Raw genomic sequence first — 18,695 nt, forward strand, 5'->3', positions numbered from 1 at the left:
GCGGTATTACCCGCCTCCTCAGCGGCGACCACGTCGGCTCCTCCGGCGAGGGCGGAGCACGCCCGGCATGCCGACCGACGGCCAGCCGTCCAGCTCGGACGGCGGCACGCCCCGCCGGAGCAGGTCGTCCAGCAACACCGCCAGCGAGTAGTCGGGGTGCAGGCTGAGCGTGCGTTCGAGCGCGACAGCGGCCAGCGCCCCCTGCCCCGCGCGCCAGGCCGCGAACGCCAGCAGTGCCCCCGGCGCGGCGATCAACTCCGGCTCGGCCCGACGCAGCACGTCGGTCCAGAGGGCGATGTCCCGATCCCGGCCGTCGGTGCGTTCCCAGGCGTGATCCCGGACCGGGAGGTGGGTCATCAGGAGGCTCAGCCAGGCCACCTCGTCGTCGTCGAGCCGCTCGTCGCGCCGCTGCCGACGGTGGGCCGCACGAACCGCCGCCACCCCGGCGGAGCGCAGAGCCCGCCCACCGAGCAGATCACTCTCGGGCGCCTGCTCGATCAGCTCGGTGATCCTCAGCTCGGCGCGGGCGGTGGCCGCGCGTACCGCCTCCCGGGGCGGCCCGTCGACAGGTGCCACCTGCGCCACCAGGGCGGCCCGGTCGGGGAGGGCGACCTGGCCGGCGAAGACCGCCGAGGCGGTCACCGGGTTGGCGCTCGGGTCGTAGCGCCGACCCTCGGGCGGGCAGCAGTCAGGCTCGGCACAGAGGTAGGACCACCAGCGGCCCTCGGTGACCCGCAACGCGTCGAGCACCTCCGTCCCGCCGGCGGCCAGCGCGACGCGCACCGCGTCCACCGCCGGGGTGACCCGATCCGCTGACCCGTAGCCGACCACGGTGGCGGACTCCGCGCCCTGCCTGCGGATCACGCCGGCCAGGTGCCGCGCCCGCTCGGCCGGATCGGTCGACGGCTCGGGCAGATCCGCGCGGGCGGCGAAGATGATCTGCCGACCGAGCAACGCCACGGCCACCACGCTGTCGGTGGGATGGAACCCGAGCAGGTACGGCACGGCGGCGATCAGGTCGGCGGGTGAGCGGACGGTGAGCTGAGAACGTTCGATCGCTGTCATGCCGGAAGCGTGCTGCGGGCCGGTTCGGGGCCGCTGCCCCTGTGGACGACACGCGGCTTATCCACAGTTACTCACCGTGTTTTCCCTGCTCAGCCCACTTCCACGGGTGTCGGAGGGCGGCCGATCTGGGTCGGGCGGGGCCGTGGTGTCGTGGGGAGCGGTTACCGTGCGCTGATGGACCTGGCGTACCTACGCGCGCACCCGGCACACCTGCCGACCTTCCGGACCCACCAGCGCATCCGGGAGACGCCGGTCGCCGGTGGAAACATCTGCGACGCCGCCCGGCTCACCCTGGACGACGGCCACTCCGTCTTCGCCAAGTCCTGGCCCGAAAGGGCGGACCGGGCGGCACCGGAGGGCTTCTTCGCCGCCGAGGCCGCCGGGTTGCGGTGGCTGCGGGAGGCCGGCGCCGTCGGCGTACCCGAGGTGATCGTGGCATTGCCGGACCTGCTGGCGCTCGACTGGGTGGAGCCCGGCGAGCCGACGCCGGAGGCCGCCGAACGCTTCGGCCGGGAGTTGGCCGACCTGCATCGGGCAGGGTCGGCCGGCTTCGGTGCGCCCTGGCCCGGCTTCATCGGGTCGCTCCCACAGGACAACACCGCCACCGACGGGCCCTGGTCGACGTGGTTCGCCGAGCGACGACTCCTCCCCCATCTCCGACGTTCGGTCGACGGTGGTGCGCTGACCGGCGCCGACGTCACGGTGGTCGAGCAGGTCATCGACCGGGTCGACGGGGTGGGCGGCGACGAGCCGCCCGCGCGCGTCCACGGCGACCTGTGGCCGGGCAACGTGCTGTGGGGAGCCGACGACCGGGCCTGGCTCGTCGACCCGGCAGCCCACGGTGGGCACCGGGAGACGGATCTCGCCCAACTCGCACTCTTCGGCGGCGTCCCGCACCTGGATCGGGTGCTGGCCGCCTATCAGGAGAGCTGGCCGTTGCCGGACGGCTGGCAGGCCCGACTGCCCCTGCACCAACTGCATCTGCTGCTCGTGCACACCGCGCTGTTCGGCGGCAGCTACCGAGATGCGGTGGTCCAGACCGCCCGCGCCGCCCTGGGGCGGGCCGAGCGCGCTACGGTCGACAGGTGAGCGTCGCCCCGGGGACCGACGGGGTCCTCGTCGACCGGTACGGCCGCGTCGCCCGGGACCTGCGCGTGTCCCTCACCGACAAGTGCAACCTGCGCTGCACCTACTGCATGCCGGCCGAAGGTCTGCCCTGGCTGGCCGGTCCCCAGTTGCTGACCGACGAGGAGATCGTCCGGCTGGTCCGGGTGGCCGTCGAGCGTCTCGGTGTGACCGAGGTGCGGTTCACCGGTGGTGAGCCGCTGATCCGACAGGGGCTGGTCGGCATCGTCAGCGCGGTGGCCGCGTTGCAGCCCCGCCCCCGGGTCTCGCTGACCACCAACGGCATCGGTCTGGACCGGCTGGCCCCGGCGCTGAGCGCGGCCGGCCTGGACCGGGTGAACGTCTCACTGGACACCCTGGACCCGGGCCGGTTCGAGCGGCTCACCCGCCGCCCCCGCCTGGACGCGGTGTTGGCCGGGCTCGCCGGGGCGAAGGCCGCCGGGCTGAGCCCCGTGAAAATCAACTCCGTCCTGATGCGCGGGGTCAACGAGGACGAGGCACCGGCCCTGCTGCGCTTCGCCCTGGACCACGACTACCAGTTGCGGATCATCGAGCAGATGCCGTTGGACGCCCAACACGGCTGGGACCGCAGCACGATGGTGACGGCCGAGGAGATCCTGACCTCCCTGCGTACCGCCTTCGATCTCAGCCCCGACCCGGCCGAGCGCGGGGCGGCACCGGCGGAGACGTGGTTGGTCGACGGCGGCCCCGCCCGGGTCGGTGTGATCGCCAGCGTCACCCGCCCGTTCTGCGGGGACTGCGACCGCACCCGGCTGACCGCGGACGGCCAGGTTCGTGCCTGCCTCTTCGCCACCGAGGAGTCCGACCTGCGCGCCGCGCTGCGCGGCGGCGCGGACGACGACGAGTTGGCCCGGCGCTGGCGCACCGCGATGTGGGGTAAGCGCGCCGGGCACGGCATCGACGATCCCACCTTCCTCCAGCCGACCCGGCCGATGTCCGCGATCGGGGGCTGAGACATGGGGCAGACGCAACTGACCGTCCGCTACTTCGCGGGGGCCCGCGCCGCCGCAGGTCGGCCCGAGGAGGTCGTGACCGCGGGTCGATCGCTCGACGATCTCAGCGCCGAGTTGACCCGGCGACACGGCGAGCGGCTGGCCGCCGTGCTGCGGGTGGCGAGTTTCCTCGTGGACGGCGTCACCTGTCATGATCGTCAGGCACCCCTACCGGCCGGGGCCACGATCGACGTCCTGCCCCCGTTCGCGGGCGGCTGAGGGAGGCGCACGCATGTTGGCGGTTCTGGGGTTCGTGACCGTCCTGGCCACGGTCACCGGCCTCATCCACCTCTACCTGTGGAAGCGGCTCGTTCGCGACACCACCACCCCGGGCCGTCGGCGACGGATCGGCGGGATCGCCGCCCTGGTGCTGGCGCTGCTCGTGCCGGCGACCATGGCCGGGACGCAGGCCGGGCTCTACTGGCTCGCCTGGCCGGGTTACCTGTGGCTCGCACTGATGTTCTACCTGCTCGTCGTGCTGGTCGTGCTCGAGGTGCCGATGCTCGTCACCCGGCTGGTGATGCGCCGCCGGGTGATCGCCGCGGAGCCGACCGCCGCCGCGCCCGAACCGGTGCTGGTCGGTGCCGCCGGGCCCACCGAGCCGCCGGCCGCCGGTGCCGTCGCGGCACCGGACCACGACCCGGCCCGCCGGCTCCTGCTGGCCCGTGGCGCGGCCATCTTCGCCGGTCTCACCGCCACCGCCACCGTGGGGTACGGCGTCCGCACCGCCCTCGGCCCACCGCGCCTGGACCGGGTGCAGATCCCGCTCGCCAAGCTTCCTCGCAGCATGGACGGCCTGCGGATCGCGACCGTCTCCGACATCCACCTCGGCCCCCTGCGCGGCCGGGCACACACCGAGCGGATCGTCGCCGCGATCAACCGACTCGACGCGGACCTGGTCGCGGTCGTCGGAGACCTGGTCGACGGCTCGGTCGCCGAACTCGGCTCGGCCGCCGCGCCGCTGCGCGACCTTCGCTCCCGGTACGGCAACTTCTTCGTCACCGGCAACCACGAGTACTACTCCGGGGTGGAGGAGTGGGTCCAGGAGGTCGACCGGCTCGGCCTGCGGGTGTTGCAGAACCGCCGCCAGGAGATCCAGGCCCGGGGTGGCGTGCTCGACCTGGCCGGTGTGAACGACCTGGACGCGACGGGAGGCAGCGGCCTCGCGGCCGGGCCGGACTTCGCCGCCGCCCTCGGTGACCGCGACCCGAGCCGCCCGGTGGTGCTGCTCGCCCACCAGCCGTTGGCAGCGGTGGAGGCGGCCACGTACGGGGTCGACCTGCAACTGTCCGGGCACACCCACGGCGGCCAGATGGTGCCGTTCAACCTGGCCGTCCGGCTGGAGCAGCCGGTGGTCAGCGGCCTCGGCGAGGTCGACGGCACCAAGGTCTACGTGACCAACGGCGCCGGCTTCTGGGGGCCGCCGGTCCGGGTCGGGGCCGAGCCGCAGATCAGTCTGGTCGAGTTGCGCTCGGCATAGCGGACGTCACGTCCGCGCGTGGCGGCAGGCGGCCGGCGTGGCGGGCGTGACAGGATGCGGCGTGCCTCCGTTCAGCGCCGTACCCCCCGGTGGCCTACCGCCATTCGTCGCGGACCTGCACATCCATTCGAAATACTCGCGCGCGTGCAGCCGCGACCTCACCACCCCGAATCTGGCGTGGTGGGCCCGGCGTAAGGGCATCGGTCTGCTCGGCACCGGCGACTTCACCCATCCCGCCTGGTACGACCACCTGCGCGAGACGCTACGGCCCGCCGAGCCGGGGTTGTACCGGCTCGATGCCGACGCGGAACGGGACGTCGCCCGTCGGCTGCCTCCCCGCCTGGCGAGCGCCGCGGAGGCGGACCCGGTCCGGTTCATGCTGAGCGTGGAGATCTCCACCATCTACAAGCGGGACGACCGGACCCGCAAGGTGCACCACCTGATCTACCTGCCCGACCTGGACGCGGTGGCGCGGTTCAACACCGCGCTCGGCCGGATCGGCAACCTCGGCTCGGACGGCCGGCCGATCCTCGGCCTGGACTCCCGCGACCTGCTGGAGATCACCCTGGAGGCCAGCCCGGACGGCTTCCTGGTGCCGGCCCACATCTGGACGCCGTGGTTCTCCGCGCTGGGCTCGAAGTCGGGCTTCGACGCGATCGCCGACTGCTACGCCGACCTGGCCGAGCACATCTTCGCCGTGGAGACCGGCCTCTCGTCCGACCCGGCGATGAACTGGCGGGTCGGCAGCCTGGACGGCTACCAGTTGGTGTCCAACTCGGATGCGCACTCCCCGCCCGCGCTGGGCCGGGAGGCGACGGTGTTGACCGCCGAGCGCACCTACTTCGCCGTCCGGGAGGCGCTGCGGACCGGCATCGGCCTGGCCGGGACGATCGAGTTCTTCCCGGAGGAGGGGAAGTACCACGCCGACGGGCACCGGCTGTGCGGCGTCAACTGGTCGCCGGAGCGCACCCGCGCGGCCGGCGGAAAGTGCCCCGAGTGCGGCAAGCCGCTCACCGTGGGCGTGCTCAGCCGGATCGAGGAGCTGGCCGACCGTCCGGAGGGGCACCGGCCGGCGGACGCCCGGGACGTCACACACCTGGTGCCGCTGGCCGAGATCCTCGGTGAGATCAACAAGGTGGGCGCTCGGTCGAAGAAGGTCGAGGGGCGCCTCAACGAGCTGGTCGCAACGCTCGGCCCGGAGCTGGAGATCCTGACCACCACGCCGCTCGGCGACATCGCGCAGACGGGCGGGGAACTCCTCGCCGAGGGCATCGGGCGGTTGCGGCGGGGCGACGTACGCCGGGTGCCGGGCTACGACGGCGAGTACGGGGTGATCACGCTCTTCGACCCGGCGGAGCTGGGTGCCCACGCGGGCACGGCGCAGGAGACGCTGTTCGACGTACCCGTGCCGGCGCAGCGACGCCCCGCGGAGCCGACGGCCCGCGCGACGGCCAAGCGCCCGGCGGCGGCCAAGGCCGAGTCGAAGCGCAAGCCGACCCCGCCGCCCGCGCCACCGATCGCGCCGCCGCCGTCACCGCACGAGCCGTTCGAGCCGATGCTCGCCGGGATGGAGGAGGTCGGCACCGGCCTGCTGGACCGGCTGGACGCGATGCAGCGGGTGGCCGCCTCCGCACCCGGCGGTCCGCTGCTCATCGTCGCCGGGCCGGGCACCGGCAAGACCCGGACACTCACCCACCGGATCGCGTACCTCTGCGCGGAGCTGAACGTCTTCCCGGAGCACTGTCTGGCGATCACGTTCACCCGTCGGGCCGCCGAGGAGCTGCGGCACCGCCTCGACGGTCTGCTCGGCCCGGTCGCGGAGGACGTCACGGTCGGCACGTTCCACGCGCTGGGATTGACCATCCTGCGGGAGAACGCCGGAGCCGTGGGCCTGCCGAGCGATTTCCGGATCGCCGACGACACCGAGCGGGCGGCGGCGCGCACGGAGGCCGGTGACGACAGCGCCGGCTACACGGCGCTGCTGCGCAAGCAGGACCTTGTCGACCTGGACGAGCTGGTGAGCCTGCCGGTGGAGCTGTTGCGGGCCGATCGCGGGCTGGTGGAACGCTACCGGGACCGCTGGCGGTGGATCTTCGTCGACGAGTACCAGGACGTCGACGCGACCCAGTACGAGCTGCTGCGGCTGCTCAGCCCGGCGGACGGCAACCTCTGCGCGATCGGCGACCCGGACCAGGCGATCTACTCGTTCCGGGGTGCCGACGTCGGCTACTTCCTGCGCTTCTCCGAGGACTTCACGGACGCCCGGTTGGTCCGACTGAACCGCAACTACCGCTCGTCGGCGCCGATCCTGGCCGCCGCCGTGCAGGCCATCGCGCCGTCCTCGCTGGTCCGTGGTCGGCGGCTCGATCCGGCCCGGCTCGACCCGGAGGCCCCGCTGGTCGGCCGTTACCCGGCGGCGTCCGTCGCCGAGGAGACCGACTTCGTGGTCCGTACCGTCGACGAGCTGGTCGGCGGGCTGTCCCACCGCTCGCTGGACTCGGGCCGGATCGACGGCCGCTCCACCACGTTGTCGTTCTCCGACATCGCCGTGCTGTACCGCACCGACGCGCAGGCCGCGCCCGTCGTGGACGCCCTGACCCGGGCCAACATCCCGGTGCAGAAGCGGTCCCACGACCGGTTGCGGGACCGGCCCGGGGTGGCGGCCATCGCCCGCGAGTTGCGGCACGCCGACGGGTTGGCCGGCCCACTGGCCGCCCGGGTGCGGCTTGCCGGGCAGGTGGTCGCCGAGCGGTTCGCCGTGCCCACCCTGGACGGCGGCGGCGGCGCGGTGCGCCCCGAGGACGTCCGCTCGGCCGTGGACCTGCTGACCCCACTGGCCCGACGCTGTGGGGACGACCTGGAGACGTTCCTGTCGCAGCTCGCGACCGGCGCGGAGGTGGACGCGCTCGACCCACGCGCGGAGGCGGTCACGCTGCTCACCCTGCACGCCGCGAAGGGCCTGGAGTTCCCGGTGGTCTTCCTGATCGGCGTCGAGGACGGGTTGCTGCCGCTGCGGTGGCCCGGCTCGACTCCCGACGAGGACGCGGTCGCCGAGGAGCGACGCCTCTTCTTCGTCGGCCTCACCCGCGCCCAGGACCGGCTGTACGTCAGCCACGCCGCCCGGCGTACCCGGCACGGTGTGGAGCGGGACTGTGCTCCGTCGCCGTTCCTCGGTGTCGTCGACCCCGGCCTGTTCGAGCGGTTCGGCGAGACGGAACCCCGCCGCCCCAAGGATCGCCAGCTCCGGTTGATCTGACGGTCCGAGTCGTGCCGCCGGCCGGCACGGGCCCTCGCCGCACTATTACGCGCAGGCGATATACCTGTGAGTCATTCTTATGACTCACAGGTATATCGCTCGCTGAAGTGGGCCGACGGACGGCTGCTACGTAGAGTGAAGCAACAGGCTGGTCAGCCGAGTAGGGCAGCGAGCCAGGCGCCCGCGAGCAGGGCCGGTCCGAGCGGCAGCAGGGTGTCCCGGCGGACCCGCCGCGCGACGAGCAGGCCGACCACCAGCCCGCCGTGTAGCAGGTGTGGCAAGACCAGCCCGACGAGCAGGGCATCCCGGCCCAGCCAGCCGAGCGGCAGGCCGAGGACCGCGGCGAGTTTCACGTCTCCGAACCCCAGTCGTGAGCCGGGGAGCAGGGCCAGCAGGACGTGCGCCACTCCGGCGACCGTCGCGCCGGCCAGCGCGCCGACCAGTCGGGCCGACTCGTCGGCCAGCAGCGCCGCGCCAGTCAGCCCGGTGAGGGCCACCAGCCCGGCGGTGAGGACCAACGGGTCGGGCAGGCGCAGACAGGCCAGGTCTACCCGGGCCAGCACCAGCCCGACGGCCGCCACCAGGAGAAAGACCGGCAACGCAGGATCGTCACCACGAGTGACGGCGAGCCCGCCGAACACCGCCGCCGACACCGGCAGCCAGACCCGGGCCCCGGCGCCGCGTCGAGGCTGCGGCCGGGCCGGCGGGTCGGTGAAGCGCCGGGCCAGCGGGGGTACGACGAGACCGACCAGCCCGCCGAGCCACGCCACCCCGAGCACAGCAGCGGCCGACATGGGCCGGAGGTTAGCGGCGCTCGCTCATTGGCGAGGTCCCCGATCGCGAATCCGCGCTCACCCGGCGGGGCCGTTCTGTGCTCACCACCAGCGCGACACCGGCGACGATGACCGCGCCGCCGAGCAGCACCTGCGGGGTGATCGGCTCGGCGACCAGCAACGCGCCGAGCGCCACCGCGACAGCGGGGTTGACGTAGGCGTACGTCGACACCAACGAGATGGGCGCGTTGTGCAGCAGCCAGACGTACGCGGTGAAGGCCACCAGTGAGCCGGCCACCATGAGGTAGCCCAGTGCAAACCAGGAGCGGGTGCTGACCTGCGCCGGGTGGAAGTCACTCAGCTCGCCCCGACCGGCGGAGACGACGGCGAGCGCCAGTGCTCCGGCCACCATCTCGTACACCGTCGCGACGAACGGGTCGGTGGGCATCCGGACTCGCCCGGACAGGAACGACCCGACCGACCAGGAGACGGATGCCGCCACCACGGTCAACGCGCCCACCAGCGGCACCGCCGCCGAACTGCCGGCGGGCAGCACCAGCAGGACCAGACCGGCGAAGCCCACTGTGACCCCGGCGAACGTCCAGAGCGGGGGCCGGTCGCCGGTGGCCGAGCGCAACAGCACCACCAACAGCGGAACCGTCGCCACCAGTAGCGCGGCGACACCGGAGGGCACCGCCACCCCGGGAGGCCCGGACTCGGCGAGTACCACCAGACCGTTACCACCGGCGAGCAGGAGTACGCCGATCAGCGCGGCGGACCCGAGTTGCCGCCGGTCCACCCGGAGCGCGCCGGGACCTCGGCGCAGCCGCAGCACCACCGCCAGGATCAGACCGGCCACAGCGAACCGCAGGGCGGCCGACAGCAGCGGCGGCAGCGTCTCCACCGTGATCCGGATGGCCAGATAGGTGGAACCCCACAGCAGGTAGACCACGATCAACGCGGTCCAGATCAGTGTCGGGGTGGCGCCTGCGCGGCGGGCCGCGAGGGCTGCGGCGCTCGGTGGAGGTGAGCTCATCAGTGGACCACGCTACGGTGACGTCGGAGTCGGCGTCGCGTATTGGTGGCCGGCCTCTCACCACTCGTGCAGGAGGGCGGCATGACGAACTACGGACCACCGGGCGGCGGCGACCCGGGACCGTGGCGTGGGCAGCGACCCGACGAGACGCCCGGACGGCCGGTGCAGCAGCCCTACCCTCCGGCGGTCCCGTCGTACCCGCGCGCACCCCAGGGGCGACCCGGGCCGTACGACGACCCGGGCGCCGCGCCGTACGGAGGGCAGGGCCCCGCGCCCTACGGAGGCGGTTCCGAGGGGCCCTACGGGCGCGAGCAGTCGCCCTACGGCACGTACGGGGCCGACCCGGCGTACGGCGGGCAGCAGTACCGCCCCGACGAGCACCCGTACGGCGGTGATCCTGCTCCGGCACCGAGCCGACGGGGTCGGGGGCCGCTGATCGCGGTGCTGGCCGTCGTACTGCTGGTGGTGGCCGCCGGTGGCGCGTTCTGGCTGCTGCGCGGGCAGGACGACCCGGCGCCGTCGGCCGCGCCGAGCGATTCGCCGGTCGCCGGTGAGCCGAGCGCGGACGCGGATGTGGACGGGGCCGAGCCCACGCCGAGCGGCGCGGCACCGGAGTCGTCGGCCGACCCCCGGTTCGCCAAGGTCGGCCAGTGCGTCCGCAACGACGGTGCCGCGGGTGGCAAGCCCAAGCTGCTGATCAGCGGTTGTGCCGCGAAGACCTACGAGGTGCTGAGCCGGATCGACGGCGCGACCAGCGGCGAACGCGACGCCGAGGCCAAGTGCAGCAAGGTCGAGGGTTACACCAACTGGTACTTCTTCGACAGCGAGCTGGACACTCTCGACTTCGTCCTCTGCCTCAAACAACGCTGAGACCACCCACCCCGGGGATATGACATGACGACCTACGGACCGCCGGGCTCCGGCCAGCCGGACGACCCTCAGCAGCGCCCTCCCACCGGGTCCGACGGCTCACCACCGGTCGATCCGACGCTGCCCCAGTGGGGTCCGCCACCGCCGGCGGACGACCCGACGCGGCAGCAGTGGGGGCCACCGCCGAGCGATCCGGAGCCGCCCACCGCGCCGATGTGGGCACCCCCTCCGACCTCGGGCCCGGGTCAGCCGCCCGCCTCGGGGTCGGGTTACCCGCCGACCTCCGGTGCGGGATACCCGCCCGCCTCCGGCCCGGGTCATCCGCCGCCCGGGCCGTTTCCGCCGGCCGGGCCGGTGCCGGGTCAGCCGCCCGCGCCGTGGGGTCCACCGCCTCCGGGCGGCTTCGGTCTGCCACCCGTCCCGCCGGCGAAGAACAACGGACGCAAGGTCGCTCTCATCATCGGGCTGGTGGTGCTGCTTCTGCTCTGCCCATGCCTCGGCCTGGCCGGTTGGGCGATCTGGAGGGTCGCGGACGCCGGCAACGACGTCGAGCCCAGGCCGTCGGTGAGCATGCCGGTCCGTCCGCCGGTCGTGCCCAGCGCCGTACCGACGCCGGACCTGCCGGACCTGCCGGACCCGGACGAGGAGTTCGCCCGGGGCGACTGTGTGGTCAACGAGGGCACCGAAGACGACGCGGAGCTGCGCAAGGTGCCGTGCGGCCCGAACACCTACCAGGTGCTGTTGCGGATTCCGGCTACCACCGATGGGGACCGGTGCGAGACGCTCGCGCCGCAGGCGACGGCGAACTACGTGCACGACAACTCGATCGATCTGTTCGACTACGTCCTCTGCCTGAAGGAACGCTAGCCGCCGCTTGCCAAAACTAGGGCTGTCTAGCTTGGACGCTAGACAGCCCTAGTTTTGTCTCGACGGCCTCGACACGCCGGTAGCCCCATCTATCCATGTCTAGCCCCGCAGCTAGAGGGCCCGATACTCTCCAATGCGTGGATCCGGTCCGCAATCCGTACGCGCCGGGCGCCGGTCAGCGTCCGCCCGAGCTCGCCGGGCGGGGGCGCGAGCTGGACGTCTTCGACATCGTGCTGGAACGCATCGCGCGAGGCCGCCCCGAACGCAGCCTGATGCTCACCGGGCTGCGGGGCGTCGGCAAGACGGTCCTGCTCAACACCCTCCGTTCCCAGGCGATCAACCACCTCTGGGGCAGCGGCAAGATCGAGGCACGACCGGACCAGTCGTTACGTCGCCCGGTCGCCGCCGCCCTGCACATGGCGGTCCGGGAGCTGGCACCCCGACACCGCGCGCCCGACCGGATCGACACGTTCCTCGGCGTCCTCAAGGCGTTCGCCCAGCGCTCCGCCCCATCCGGCCGTGGCGGCGCCGCCCCGAAACTGCGCGACCGATGGCAGCCCGGCATCGACGTGCCTGCGGCCAGCGGCCGGGCCGACTCCGGCGACATCGAGATCGACCTCGTCGAGCTGCTCAGCGACGCCGCCGCGGTGGCCAGTGACGTGGGCACCGGCATCGCCATCTTCATCGACGAGATGCAGGATCTCGGCCCGGAGGACGTGTCGGCGCTCTGCGCCGCCTGCCACGAGCTGTCCCAACTCGGCGCTCCCCTGATCGTGGTCGGCGCCGGGCTGCCGCACCTGCCGGCGGTGCTCAGCGCCGCCAAGTCGTACTCCGAACGGTTGTTCCGCTACCAACGCATCGACCGGCTCGACCGGATCGCCGCCGACCAGGCGCTCTGCGCGCCGGCCGAGCGCGAGGAGGTCGAGTACGAGCAGAAGGCACTCGACCTGCTCTACGAGAAGTCCGGAGGCTATCCCTACTTCGTGCAGGCGTACGGCAAGGCGACCTGGGATCACGCGCCGCGCTCGCCGATCACCGCCGCCGACGTACGGGTCGCCGCGCCGGAGGCGGAAGCGGAGCTGGCGGTCGGGTTCTTCGGCTCCCGATTCGAACGGGCCACCCCCGCCGAACGCGAGTACATGCGGGCGATGGCCACCATGTCCGCGGTCGAGGGCGACTCCTCAGCGGTGGTCCGCGACGACATGGACGCCGCGGTGCCCACCGCCGAGATCGCCCGGGCTCTCGGTCGCAAGCCCGCCAGCCTGTCCCCGGCCCGCGACGCGCTGATCAAGAAGGGGCTGATCTACTCCGGTGAGCGCGGCACCGTCGCCTTCACTGTGCCGCACTTCGGCCGGTACCTGCGCACCCAACCGGCCTGACCGTCGTCGACCGCGCCGACGCGGCTCAGACCTTGGACCAGGGCGCCGGAAAGAGCACTTCACCGCGGGGCGGAGGGCCCTCCTCGCTGGTGGACGGGGGCAGCACCAACGCCTGCCAGGGTTCCCCCAGGCCAGCCCACGGGCCGGTCAGGCCCAGCTCGGTCGCCGGGCCGAACCCGAACCGGCGGTAGAACGCCGGGTCACCGAGGACCACGACCAGCCGCTCGCCCAGCTCGGTGGAGGCATCCAGCGCGGCCTGCACGACGGCCGTGCCGTGCCCGACGCGCTGCCGGTGCGGCGCGACCGCCACCGGGCCGAGTGCCAGGACCGGCACGTCCGAGCCCCCCTCCGGCCGCACACGCACCCGGGTGAGCAGCGCGTAGCCGACCACCTCACCGCCGTACTCGGCGACCATGGCCAACTCCGGCAGCCAGGCGGCGGTGCCCCGCAACTCGTCGACCAGGCCCACCTCCGGCGGCGTCGCCACGTCCGGACGGGCGAAGGCGGCGGCCAGCACGCGGCGTACCGAGCCGGCGTCGGCCGGATCCTCGGGGCGTAGCCGCAGCGTGGTCACCCGCGCGACGTTACTCGCCACAGCCGGTCCATCCGTGACTGTCGCTCGAATCGGCGTGGCGCACGTGCATGGGCACCGATCCGATCCGGCCGTTGCCCGGGTAGCAAACGCCGCGACGGGGTATGACTGATCCATGACGCCCGTACGCTCTCTCGCCCGAGCCATGCTGAGCGGCATCTTCGTGGTCCAGGGTTACCGCAACTTCCGTGACCCGGGCCGACTCGTGGTGGCCGCCCAGCCGGTGACCGAGAAGGTCGCGCCGCTTCTGAAGAAGGCACACCCGAGCTTCCCCACCGAGACCGGGACGTTGATCCGACTCAACGCCGCGGTGCAGGTCAGCGCCGGGTTGATGCTGGCCACCGGTCGGCTCAGTCGACCCGCTGCGCTGGTCCTCGCCGGTACGCTGGTGCCGGTGACGGTCGCCGGGCATCCCTTCTGGAAGAACGACGATCCGACGGCTCGGAACAACAACCAGATCCACGCCATGAAGAACCTGGGCCTCCTCGGTGGTCTGCTGCTGGCCGCCGCCGACACCGGCGGCAAGCCCGGTCTGCGGTGGCGGACCGGTCATCGCATCGGCCACTCTCGACGTTCCGTGCAGCGCGCCGTCCGTACCGCCCGGCGCGAGGCTCGGATCGCCGTCCGATCCGCCTCCACCGCACGTCGACTCCCCGGCTGAACTGCATCGATCCGTCTCCGAGCCACCCCCACCCCCCGCTAAGGCCGCGAATTACCTGAACCACCCGGTAGGCGTTAACGCGGTGGAAATGTCAAAAACATGTGTGGGATCGGACACGGTCGCATAACGCGGGAGGCACTGACGTGAGGCGCCGTTCTAGGCTCCGTGCAGGACCTGGACGGATAGGACGACCTTGGTACGGGGGTGGCCACGCCATGCCGACGGCTGTCGGTAGACGGGCGGACCGCCTCGCCCCAATCCAACGCATGACGCGTGGGATCGATCGCAGGAACGTCGTACGGGGCGCCATCGTGGCCGCCGTCGCCTACGCCGCATGGCTCGCCATCGGCACCTTCGGGCGTCCGTACAACTTCTTCGATATGAAGATCTACCACGGTGCCGTGGTGTGGTGGGCGAGCGGTCACGAGCTCTATGAGTTCATCGCGCCCGGGACCACGCTGGGCTTCACCTATCCACCGTTCGCCGGCCTGGCCATGTTGCCGATGGCGCAGCTCCCGATCGGCATGGCCGGCTTGGTCAACGCCGCCGCCAGCATCGCCGCGTTGACGTTGGTCCTGGCCGGGCTGCTTCGCCCCATCGTGGACCGCCTGGCGTGGCCACTGTGGTTCACCGTGGCCCTGGCGGTGCCGCTCGCCGTCGCCATCGAACCGGCTCGGGAGACCCTCGGCTACGGCCAGGTCAACATCCTGCTGTTCGCCCTGATCATGGCGGATCTGATCGGCCTCCGCTGGCGCTCCCGCCGAGGCACCCACTACGCCGCGAGCGACGGCCCTCTGCTGCGTTTCGTCTACGGCGGAGCCTGGGCCGGTGCCGGCATCGGCCTGGCCACCGCGGTCAAGCTCACCCCCGCACTGTTCATCGCCTACCTGCTGATCACCCGCCAGTGGCGGGTGGCGGCCACCGCCATCGGCACCACGATCGGCGTGACCGTGGCGAGCTTCGCGATCGTCGGCGACGAGTCGCGGACGTACTTCGGCAGCGTGCTCTGGCAGACCGAGCGGGTCGGCGCGGCGGACATGACGCCCAACCAGTCCCTCGCCGGTCTGCTCGCCCGGCTGTACGACTCGATCGAGACCCCCGGGCTGCTCTGGTTCGCCTTCTCGGTGCTGATCCTGGCGCTGGGCCTGTCCCGGGCGGCCAGTTCCCGCGCCGACGGTGATGAGCTGACCGCGTTCACGCTCGTCGGTCTGACCGCGAACGTGATCAGCCCGATCTCCTGGACGCACCACCTGGTCTGGGTGATCCCGGCGATCATCGTGCTGGCCGATGCCGCAGTGCGTCGCCGGGAGGCGAGCCGCACGATGCCCCAGCGCACCGGCCAGGGGCCCGGGTTCGGCGGGCTGCCGGGGGTCAACGGCCTTCGCCCGCCGATCTGGTATCCCACCCTGACCGGGCTTCGCCACGGCGTCGCCGCGATCGGGCTCTACCTGCTCTTCCTGATCTCCCCGATCTGGCCGTACGAGCACCAACTGCCGGAGATGTCGCACTACCAGGACGGTCTGTTCGGGGCCCTGATGGAGAATTCACTCGCGGTCGCGCTGATCGTGCTGGTCGCCACGCTGCCCTGGCGGCCCGGTGCCGAGCCCGCGTTCTACGGCGACCGGCTCGCCAGGGCGGCGGTGCTCAGCAGCCGCCGGTGAGCCCGGTCAGGGGCAGTTGACCCACTCCTCGGTGCCATCGGTGAAGACCTGCCGTTTCCAGATCGGCAGGCGCGCCTTGACCTCGTCGACCAGCCGGGCGCAGGCCGCGAAGGCCGCCGCCCGGTGTGCGGTGCTCACCGCGGCGACCAACGCCACGTCGCCGATCGCCAGCGGGCCGACCCGGTGCGAGACGGCCACCGCGTAGACGTCGGGTTCCGCGGCGATCTCGGCCGCCACCTCGCGCAGCACCTGGGCGGCGCTCGGGTGCCCCTCGTACTCCAGTCTGGTGACCTGACGCCCGTGGTCGTGGTCGCGGACCACGCCCTGGAAGGACACCACCGCGCCGGCCCGCCGGTCGGCGACCGCCGCCTCGTGGGCGGCGAGGTCGAGCGGCTGGTCGGTGACTTCACCGTAGGTGATCGTCGGCGCGGTCATGACGCACGCTCCCCGGGTAGCAACGGCAGCGGCACGATCGGCACCCGGTCACCCGGCTCGCCCCTGGTGCCGGGTCTGATGACGGCGAAACCATCCGCGCCGGCCAGGCCACGCAGCATCGCCGAGCCGACGTGTCGCACCGGATAGGCGGTGCCGGCGGCCCGGTCCAGTCGAACCAGCGCCAGGTGCGTGTGGTCACCCCGACCGGGCACCGCCTCGGCCAGCGTGGCCTGCGGCAGCACGGGCATCGAGCGGCCCTGCAGGCCGGCGAGCAGCGGTGCGACGAGCGACACCAGCGCGACGATCGCGGACTGCGGGTTGCCCGGCAGCCCGGCCACGAACCGGATCCGCCCGTCGGGGTCGGCCAACCGGGCCAGCAGCATCGGGAAGCCCGGTCGGACCGCGACAGTGTTGACCACGTAGTCGGCGCCCAGCGCCTCCAGGGTCGGGTGCAGGTGGTCGACCGGGCCGTTCATCGTGCCCCCGGTGGTGCACACCAGGTCGGCACCGGCCAACGCCGAGCGCAGGGCCGCCACGTGCGCGGGCAGCGTGTCGGCGACCGGACCCACCACGTCCGACGGGCGGACCTGACAGCCGTAGCGCCGGAGCCACGCGGGCACCGCCGGACCCAACGCGTCGCGAACACGACCGGCCGCCGGTGGCCCCGCGGTCAACAGCTCGTCGCCGAAGACCAGCAGAGCGGCGCGCGGTGCCCGCCGGACCAGCAACGTGTCGTGCCCACAGGAGGCCGCCAGGCCGATCACCGCCGGGTCGACGGGCGTGCCGACCGGCAACAACTCCTCATCGGCGTACGCCTCCTCGCCGGGTTGCCGCCACTCCGGCGTCTTCCGGGGAGTGCCGCGCACCAGGCCGTCGGCGACCGTGGACTCCTCGACGCGCAGGACGGCGGTGGCACCCTCGGGCACCATGGCTCCGGTCGCGATCTCGACGGTCGTGTCGTCCTCGGTGAGCGGTGCCGGTGTGCTGCCCGCCAGCACGCGGCCGACGACCCGCCAGGGGCCGGTGCCGCGCACCGCCCACCCGTCCACGCTGGATGTCGGGAAGGCCGGAAGGTCGGTGCGGGTGGTCAACGGCTCGGCCAGGGTGAAGCCGTCGATGTCGGCCAGTGATCGGGCGACGGCGGGCAGTGCGGCGGCCAGACCGACCGCGTAGACCCGCGATCGCGCTTCCTCCCAGCCGGCCGGCGGGGGCGCGGCGACCCGATCCGCGGTAGGTGCGGTTTCCGTGCTCACCGACCGAGCCTATCGGCACGCACCGACACCCGTCCGGGCCTGCCGTGGACCGGCTGCGGTGCCGCCGCCGATCCGGGTGCTCCTCGCCGCGCCGGTGAACCCGCTGAGTCAGTGGTCGCCGCCGCGTAGCTGGTCGACCGTGTGCCCGAGGATCGGCCCGAGCACGGCCAGGCCGTCCCGGGCGCCGCCGGTCGAGCCGGGCAGGTTGACCACCAGCATCCGGCCGGCCACCCCGGCCAGGCCGCGGGACAGCACCGCCGTGGGCACCCGGTCGCGGCTGTGCGCGCGGATCGCCTCGGCGATGCCGGGGATCTCGTAGTCCAGCACGCCCCGGGTCACGTCCGGCGTCCGATCCGACGGGGTCACGCCGGTGCCACCGCTGGTCAGCACCACGTCGACGCCATCGGCGCGGGCCGCCCGCAGGGCAGCGCCGACCGGCTCCCCGTCGGGCACCACCACCGGCTCGTCGACCTGGCAACCCAACTCCCGCAGGCCCGCGACGAGCAACGGACCGCTGGTGTCGGCGTAGACGCCGGCCGCGGCCCGGTTCGACGCCACGACCACCCGGGCCCGGATCACGGCCGGTCCTCCGGCCGAACCCACTCACCGGTCTTGCCGCCCTCCTTGCGCAGCACCCGGACCGCCTCCACCGAGGCGGCCGGGTCGACCGCCTTGACCATGTCGACCAGGGCGAGACCGGCGACGGCGACCGCCGTCAGCGCCTCCATCTCCACCCCCGTGCGGTCCGCGGTGCGTGCGGTGGCCGTGATCTCCACGGTGTCGGCGGTCAACAGCAGGTCGACCGTGACGCCGTGCAGCGCGATCGGATGGCACAGGGGGATCAGATCCGGCGTGCGCTTGGCCCCCATGATCCCGGCCAGCCGACCGACCGCCAACGCGTCGCCCTTCGGCAGCCCGTCGCGATGCAGCAGGTCGATCACCTCGGGCGTGGTCCGTAGCCGGCCGGCCGCGACGGCCAGCCGGCCCGTCACCGCCTTGGCGGAGACGTCGACCATGCGGGCCGCGCCGGCTCGGTCGACGTGGCTGAGCTGCGCGGGTTCGGTCACGCTCGTGAGCCTATCGGTGCGGTACGACGGCGCTGGAGAAGGAGCGGCGTCGCGTTGACCGCCACGCCGGGTGCTGACGGCGCGTCGGCCCGACGCCGCTCCTCCCTTACCGACCCGCCGCCCGGTCGCTGGGGAGACCTGTCGGCGGGGGCGTGTCGACGG

Annotated in this window: 17 protein-coding genes and 1 pseudogene; 10 read left to right on the forward strand and 8 right to left on the reverse strand. The window is 72.9% G+C overall.

Annotated elements, in window-relative coordinates:
* Positions 1 to 18: 18 nt before the first annotated feature.
* Positions 19 to 1,065 carry a DUF4192 domain-containing protein gene (locus O7616_RS04830; protein WP_282305773.1) on the reverse strand — a complete coding sequence of 349 codons (1,047 nt, stop codon included), beginning with the start codon at positions 1,063 to 1,065 and terminating at the stop codon, positions 19 to 21.
* 174 nt (positions 1,066 to 1,239) lie between these two features.
* On the opposite strand from O7616_RS04830, the gene O7616_RS04835 reads away from it, so the two are divergent.
* From O7616_RS04835 to O7616_RS04855, 5 genes are all read left to right on the forward strand, one after another.
* The gene (locus O7616_RS04835; protein WP_282305774.1) at positions 1,240 to 2,154 is read left to right on the forward strand and encodes a fructosamine kinase family protein; all 915 of its coding nucleotides are present in this window, start codon (positions 1,240 to 1,242) and stop codon (positions 2,152 to 2,154) included.
* Positions 2,151 to 3,164: a GTP 3',8-cyclase MoaA gene (moaA, locus tag O7616_RS04840; RefSeq protein ID WP_282305775.1), complete on the forward strand. Its 1,014-nt coding sequence runs from the start codon at positions 2,151 to 2,153 to the stop codon at positions 3,162 to 3,164. Before O7616_RS04835 ends, moaA begins: the two co-directional genes overlap by 4 nt.
* A 3-nt stretch (positions 3,165 to 3,167) precedes the next feature.
* Positions 3,168 to 3,422 (forward strand): MoaD/ThiS family protein, encoded by a 255-nt coding sequence (locus tag O7616_RS04845; protein ID WP_282305776.1) that lies wholly within the window; start codon positions 3,168 to 3,170, stop codon positions 3,420 to 3,422.
* Positions 3,423 to 3,435: 13 nt separating this feature from the next.
* Complete coding sequence (locus O7616_RS04850) at positions 3,436 to 4,683, forward strand: metallophosphoesterase (RefSeq protein ID WP_282305777.1); 1,248 nt, start codon at positions 3,436 to 3,438, stop codon at positions 4,681 to 4,683.
* A 61-nt stretch (positions 4,684 to 4,744) separates the two neighbouring features.
* Complete coding sequence (locus O7616_RS04855; protein WP_282305778.1) at positions 4,745 to 7,939, forward strand: UvrD-helicase domain-containing protein; 3,195 nt, start codon at positions 4,745 to 4,747, stop codon at positions 7,937 to 7,939.
* Between the two features lie 152 nt (positions 7,940 to 8,091).
* On the opposite strand, the gene O7616_RS04860 is transcribed toward O7616_RS04855, so the two are convergent.
* Positions 8,092 to 8,733 (reverse strand): prepilin peptidase, encoded by a 642-nt coding sequence (locus O7616_RS04860; RefSeq protein WP_282305779.1) that lies wholly within the window; start codon positions 8,731 to 8,733, stop codon positions 8,092 to 8,094.
* 10 nt (positions 8,734 to 8,743) lie between these two features.
* On the reverse strand, positions 8,744 to 9,748 hold the full coding sequence (locus O7616_RS04865; protein WP_282305780.1) for an EamA family transporter: 1,005 nt from the start codon (positions 9,746 to 9,748) through the stop codon (positions 8,744 to 8,746).
* A 402-nt stretch (positions 9,749 to 10,150) separates the two neighbouring features.
* Between O7616_RS04865 and O7616_RS31125 the strand changes: the two are divergent.
* From O7616_RS31125 to O7616_RS04880, 3 genes and pseudogenes are all read left to right on the forward strand, one after another.
* Positions 10,151 to 10,618, forward strand: a pseudogene (locus tag O7616_RS31125) (flagellar basal body protein FliL); the annotation flags it as partial.
* A 408-nt stretch (positions 10,619 to 11,026) separates the two neighbouring features.
* Positions 11,027 to 11,485: a hypothetical protein gene (locus O7616_RS31130; RefSeq protein ID WP_348773872.1), complete on the forward strand. Its 459-nt coding sequence runs from the start codon at positions 11,027 to 11,029 to the stop codon at positions 11,483 to 11,485.
* Between the two features lie 137 nt (positions 11,486 to 11,622).
* Positions 11,623 to 12,864 carry an ATP-binding protein gene (locus tag O7616_RS04880; RefSeq protein WP_282263589.1) on the forward strand — a complete coding sequence of 414 codons (1,242 nt, stop codon included), beginning with the start codon at positions 11,623 to 11,625 and terminating at the stop codon, positions 12,862 to 12,864.
* A gap of 25 nt (positions 12,865 to 12,889) precedes the next feature.
* Here O7616_RS04880 and O7616_RS04885 read toward each other — a convergent pair whose 3' ends face one another.
* Positions 12,890 to 13,438 carry an N-acetyltransferase gene (locus tag O7616_RS04885; protein ID WP_282307534.1) on the reverse strand — a complete coding sequence of 183 codons (549 nt, stop codon included), beginning with the start codon at positions 13,436 to 13,438 and terminating at the stop codon, positions 12,890 to 12,892.
* A 133-nt stretch (positions 13,439 to 13,571) separates the two neighbouring features.
* Here O7616_RS04885 and O7616_RS04890 point away from each other — a divergent pair, with 133 nt between their 5' ends.
* Together O7616_RS04890 and O7616_RS04895 are read left to right on the forward strand one after the other, a co-directional pair.
* Positions 13,572 to 14,117: a DoxX family protein gene (locus tag O7616_RS04890; RefSeq protein WP_282305783.1), complete on the forward strand. Its 546-nt coding sequence runs from the start codon at positions 13,572 to 13,574 to the stop codon at positions 14,115 to 14,117.
* Between the two features lie 215 nt (positions 14,118 to 14,332).
* Entirely contained in the window at positions 14,333 to 15,778 is a 1,446-nt protein-coding gene (locus O7616_RS04895; RefSeq protein WP_282305784.1) for a glycosyltransferase 87 family protein, read from the forward strand.
* 6 nt (positions 15,779 to 15,784) lie between these two features.
* Here O7616_RS04895 and O7616_RS04900 read toward each other — a convergent pair whose 3' ends face one another.
* The 4 genes from O7616_RS04900 to moaC form a co-directional block, all read right to left on the reverse strand.
* Complete coding sequence (locus tag O7616_RS04900; RefSeq protein ID WP_282305785.1) at positions 15,785 to 16,213, reverse strand: molybdenum cofactor biosynthesis protein MoaE; 429 nt, start codon at positions 16,211 to 16,213, stop codon at positions 15,785 to 15,787.
* A complete protein-coding gene (locus O7616_RS04905) occupies positions 16,210 to 17,466 on the reverse strand; it encodes a molybdopterin molybdotransferase MoeA (RefSeq protein WP_282305786.1) in 1,257 nt (418 codons plus the stop codon). Before O7616_RS04905 ends, O7616_RS04900 begins: the two co-directional genes overlap by 4 nt.
* A gap of 108 nt (positions 17,467 to 17,574) precedes the next feature.
* Entirely contained in the window at positions 17,575 to 18,045 is a 471-nt protein-coding gene (locus O7616_RS04910) for a MogA/MoaB family molybdenum cofactor biosynthesis protein (RefSeq protein WP_282263582.1), read from the reverse strand.
* Positions 18,042 to 18,533: a cyclic pyranopterin monophosphate synthase MoaC gene (gene moaC, locus O7616_RS04915; RefSeq protein WP_282305787.1), complete on the reverse strand. Its 492-nt coding sequence runs from the start codon at positions 18,531 to 18,533 to the stop codon at positions 18,042 to 18,044. The genes O7616_RS04910 and moaC overlap by 4 nt, the downstream gene beginning before the upstream one ends.
* Positions 18,534 to 18,695: the final 162 nt, after the last annotated feature.

It is taken from the genome of Micromonospora sp. WMMD964 (genome assembly GCF_029581455.1).
Lineage (GTDB): Bacteria > Actinomycetota > Actinomycetes > Mycobacteriales > Micromonosporaceae > Micromonospora.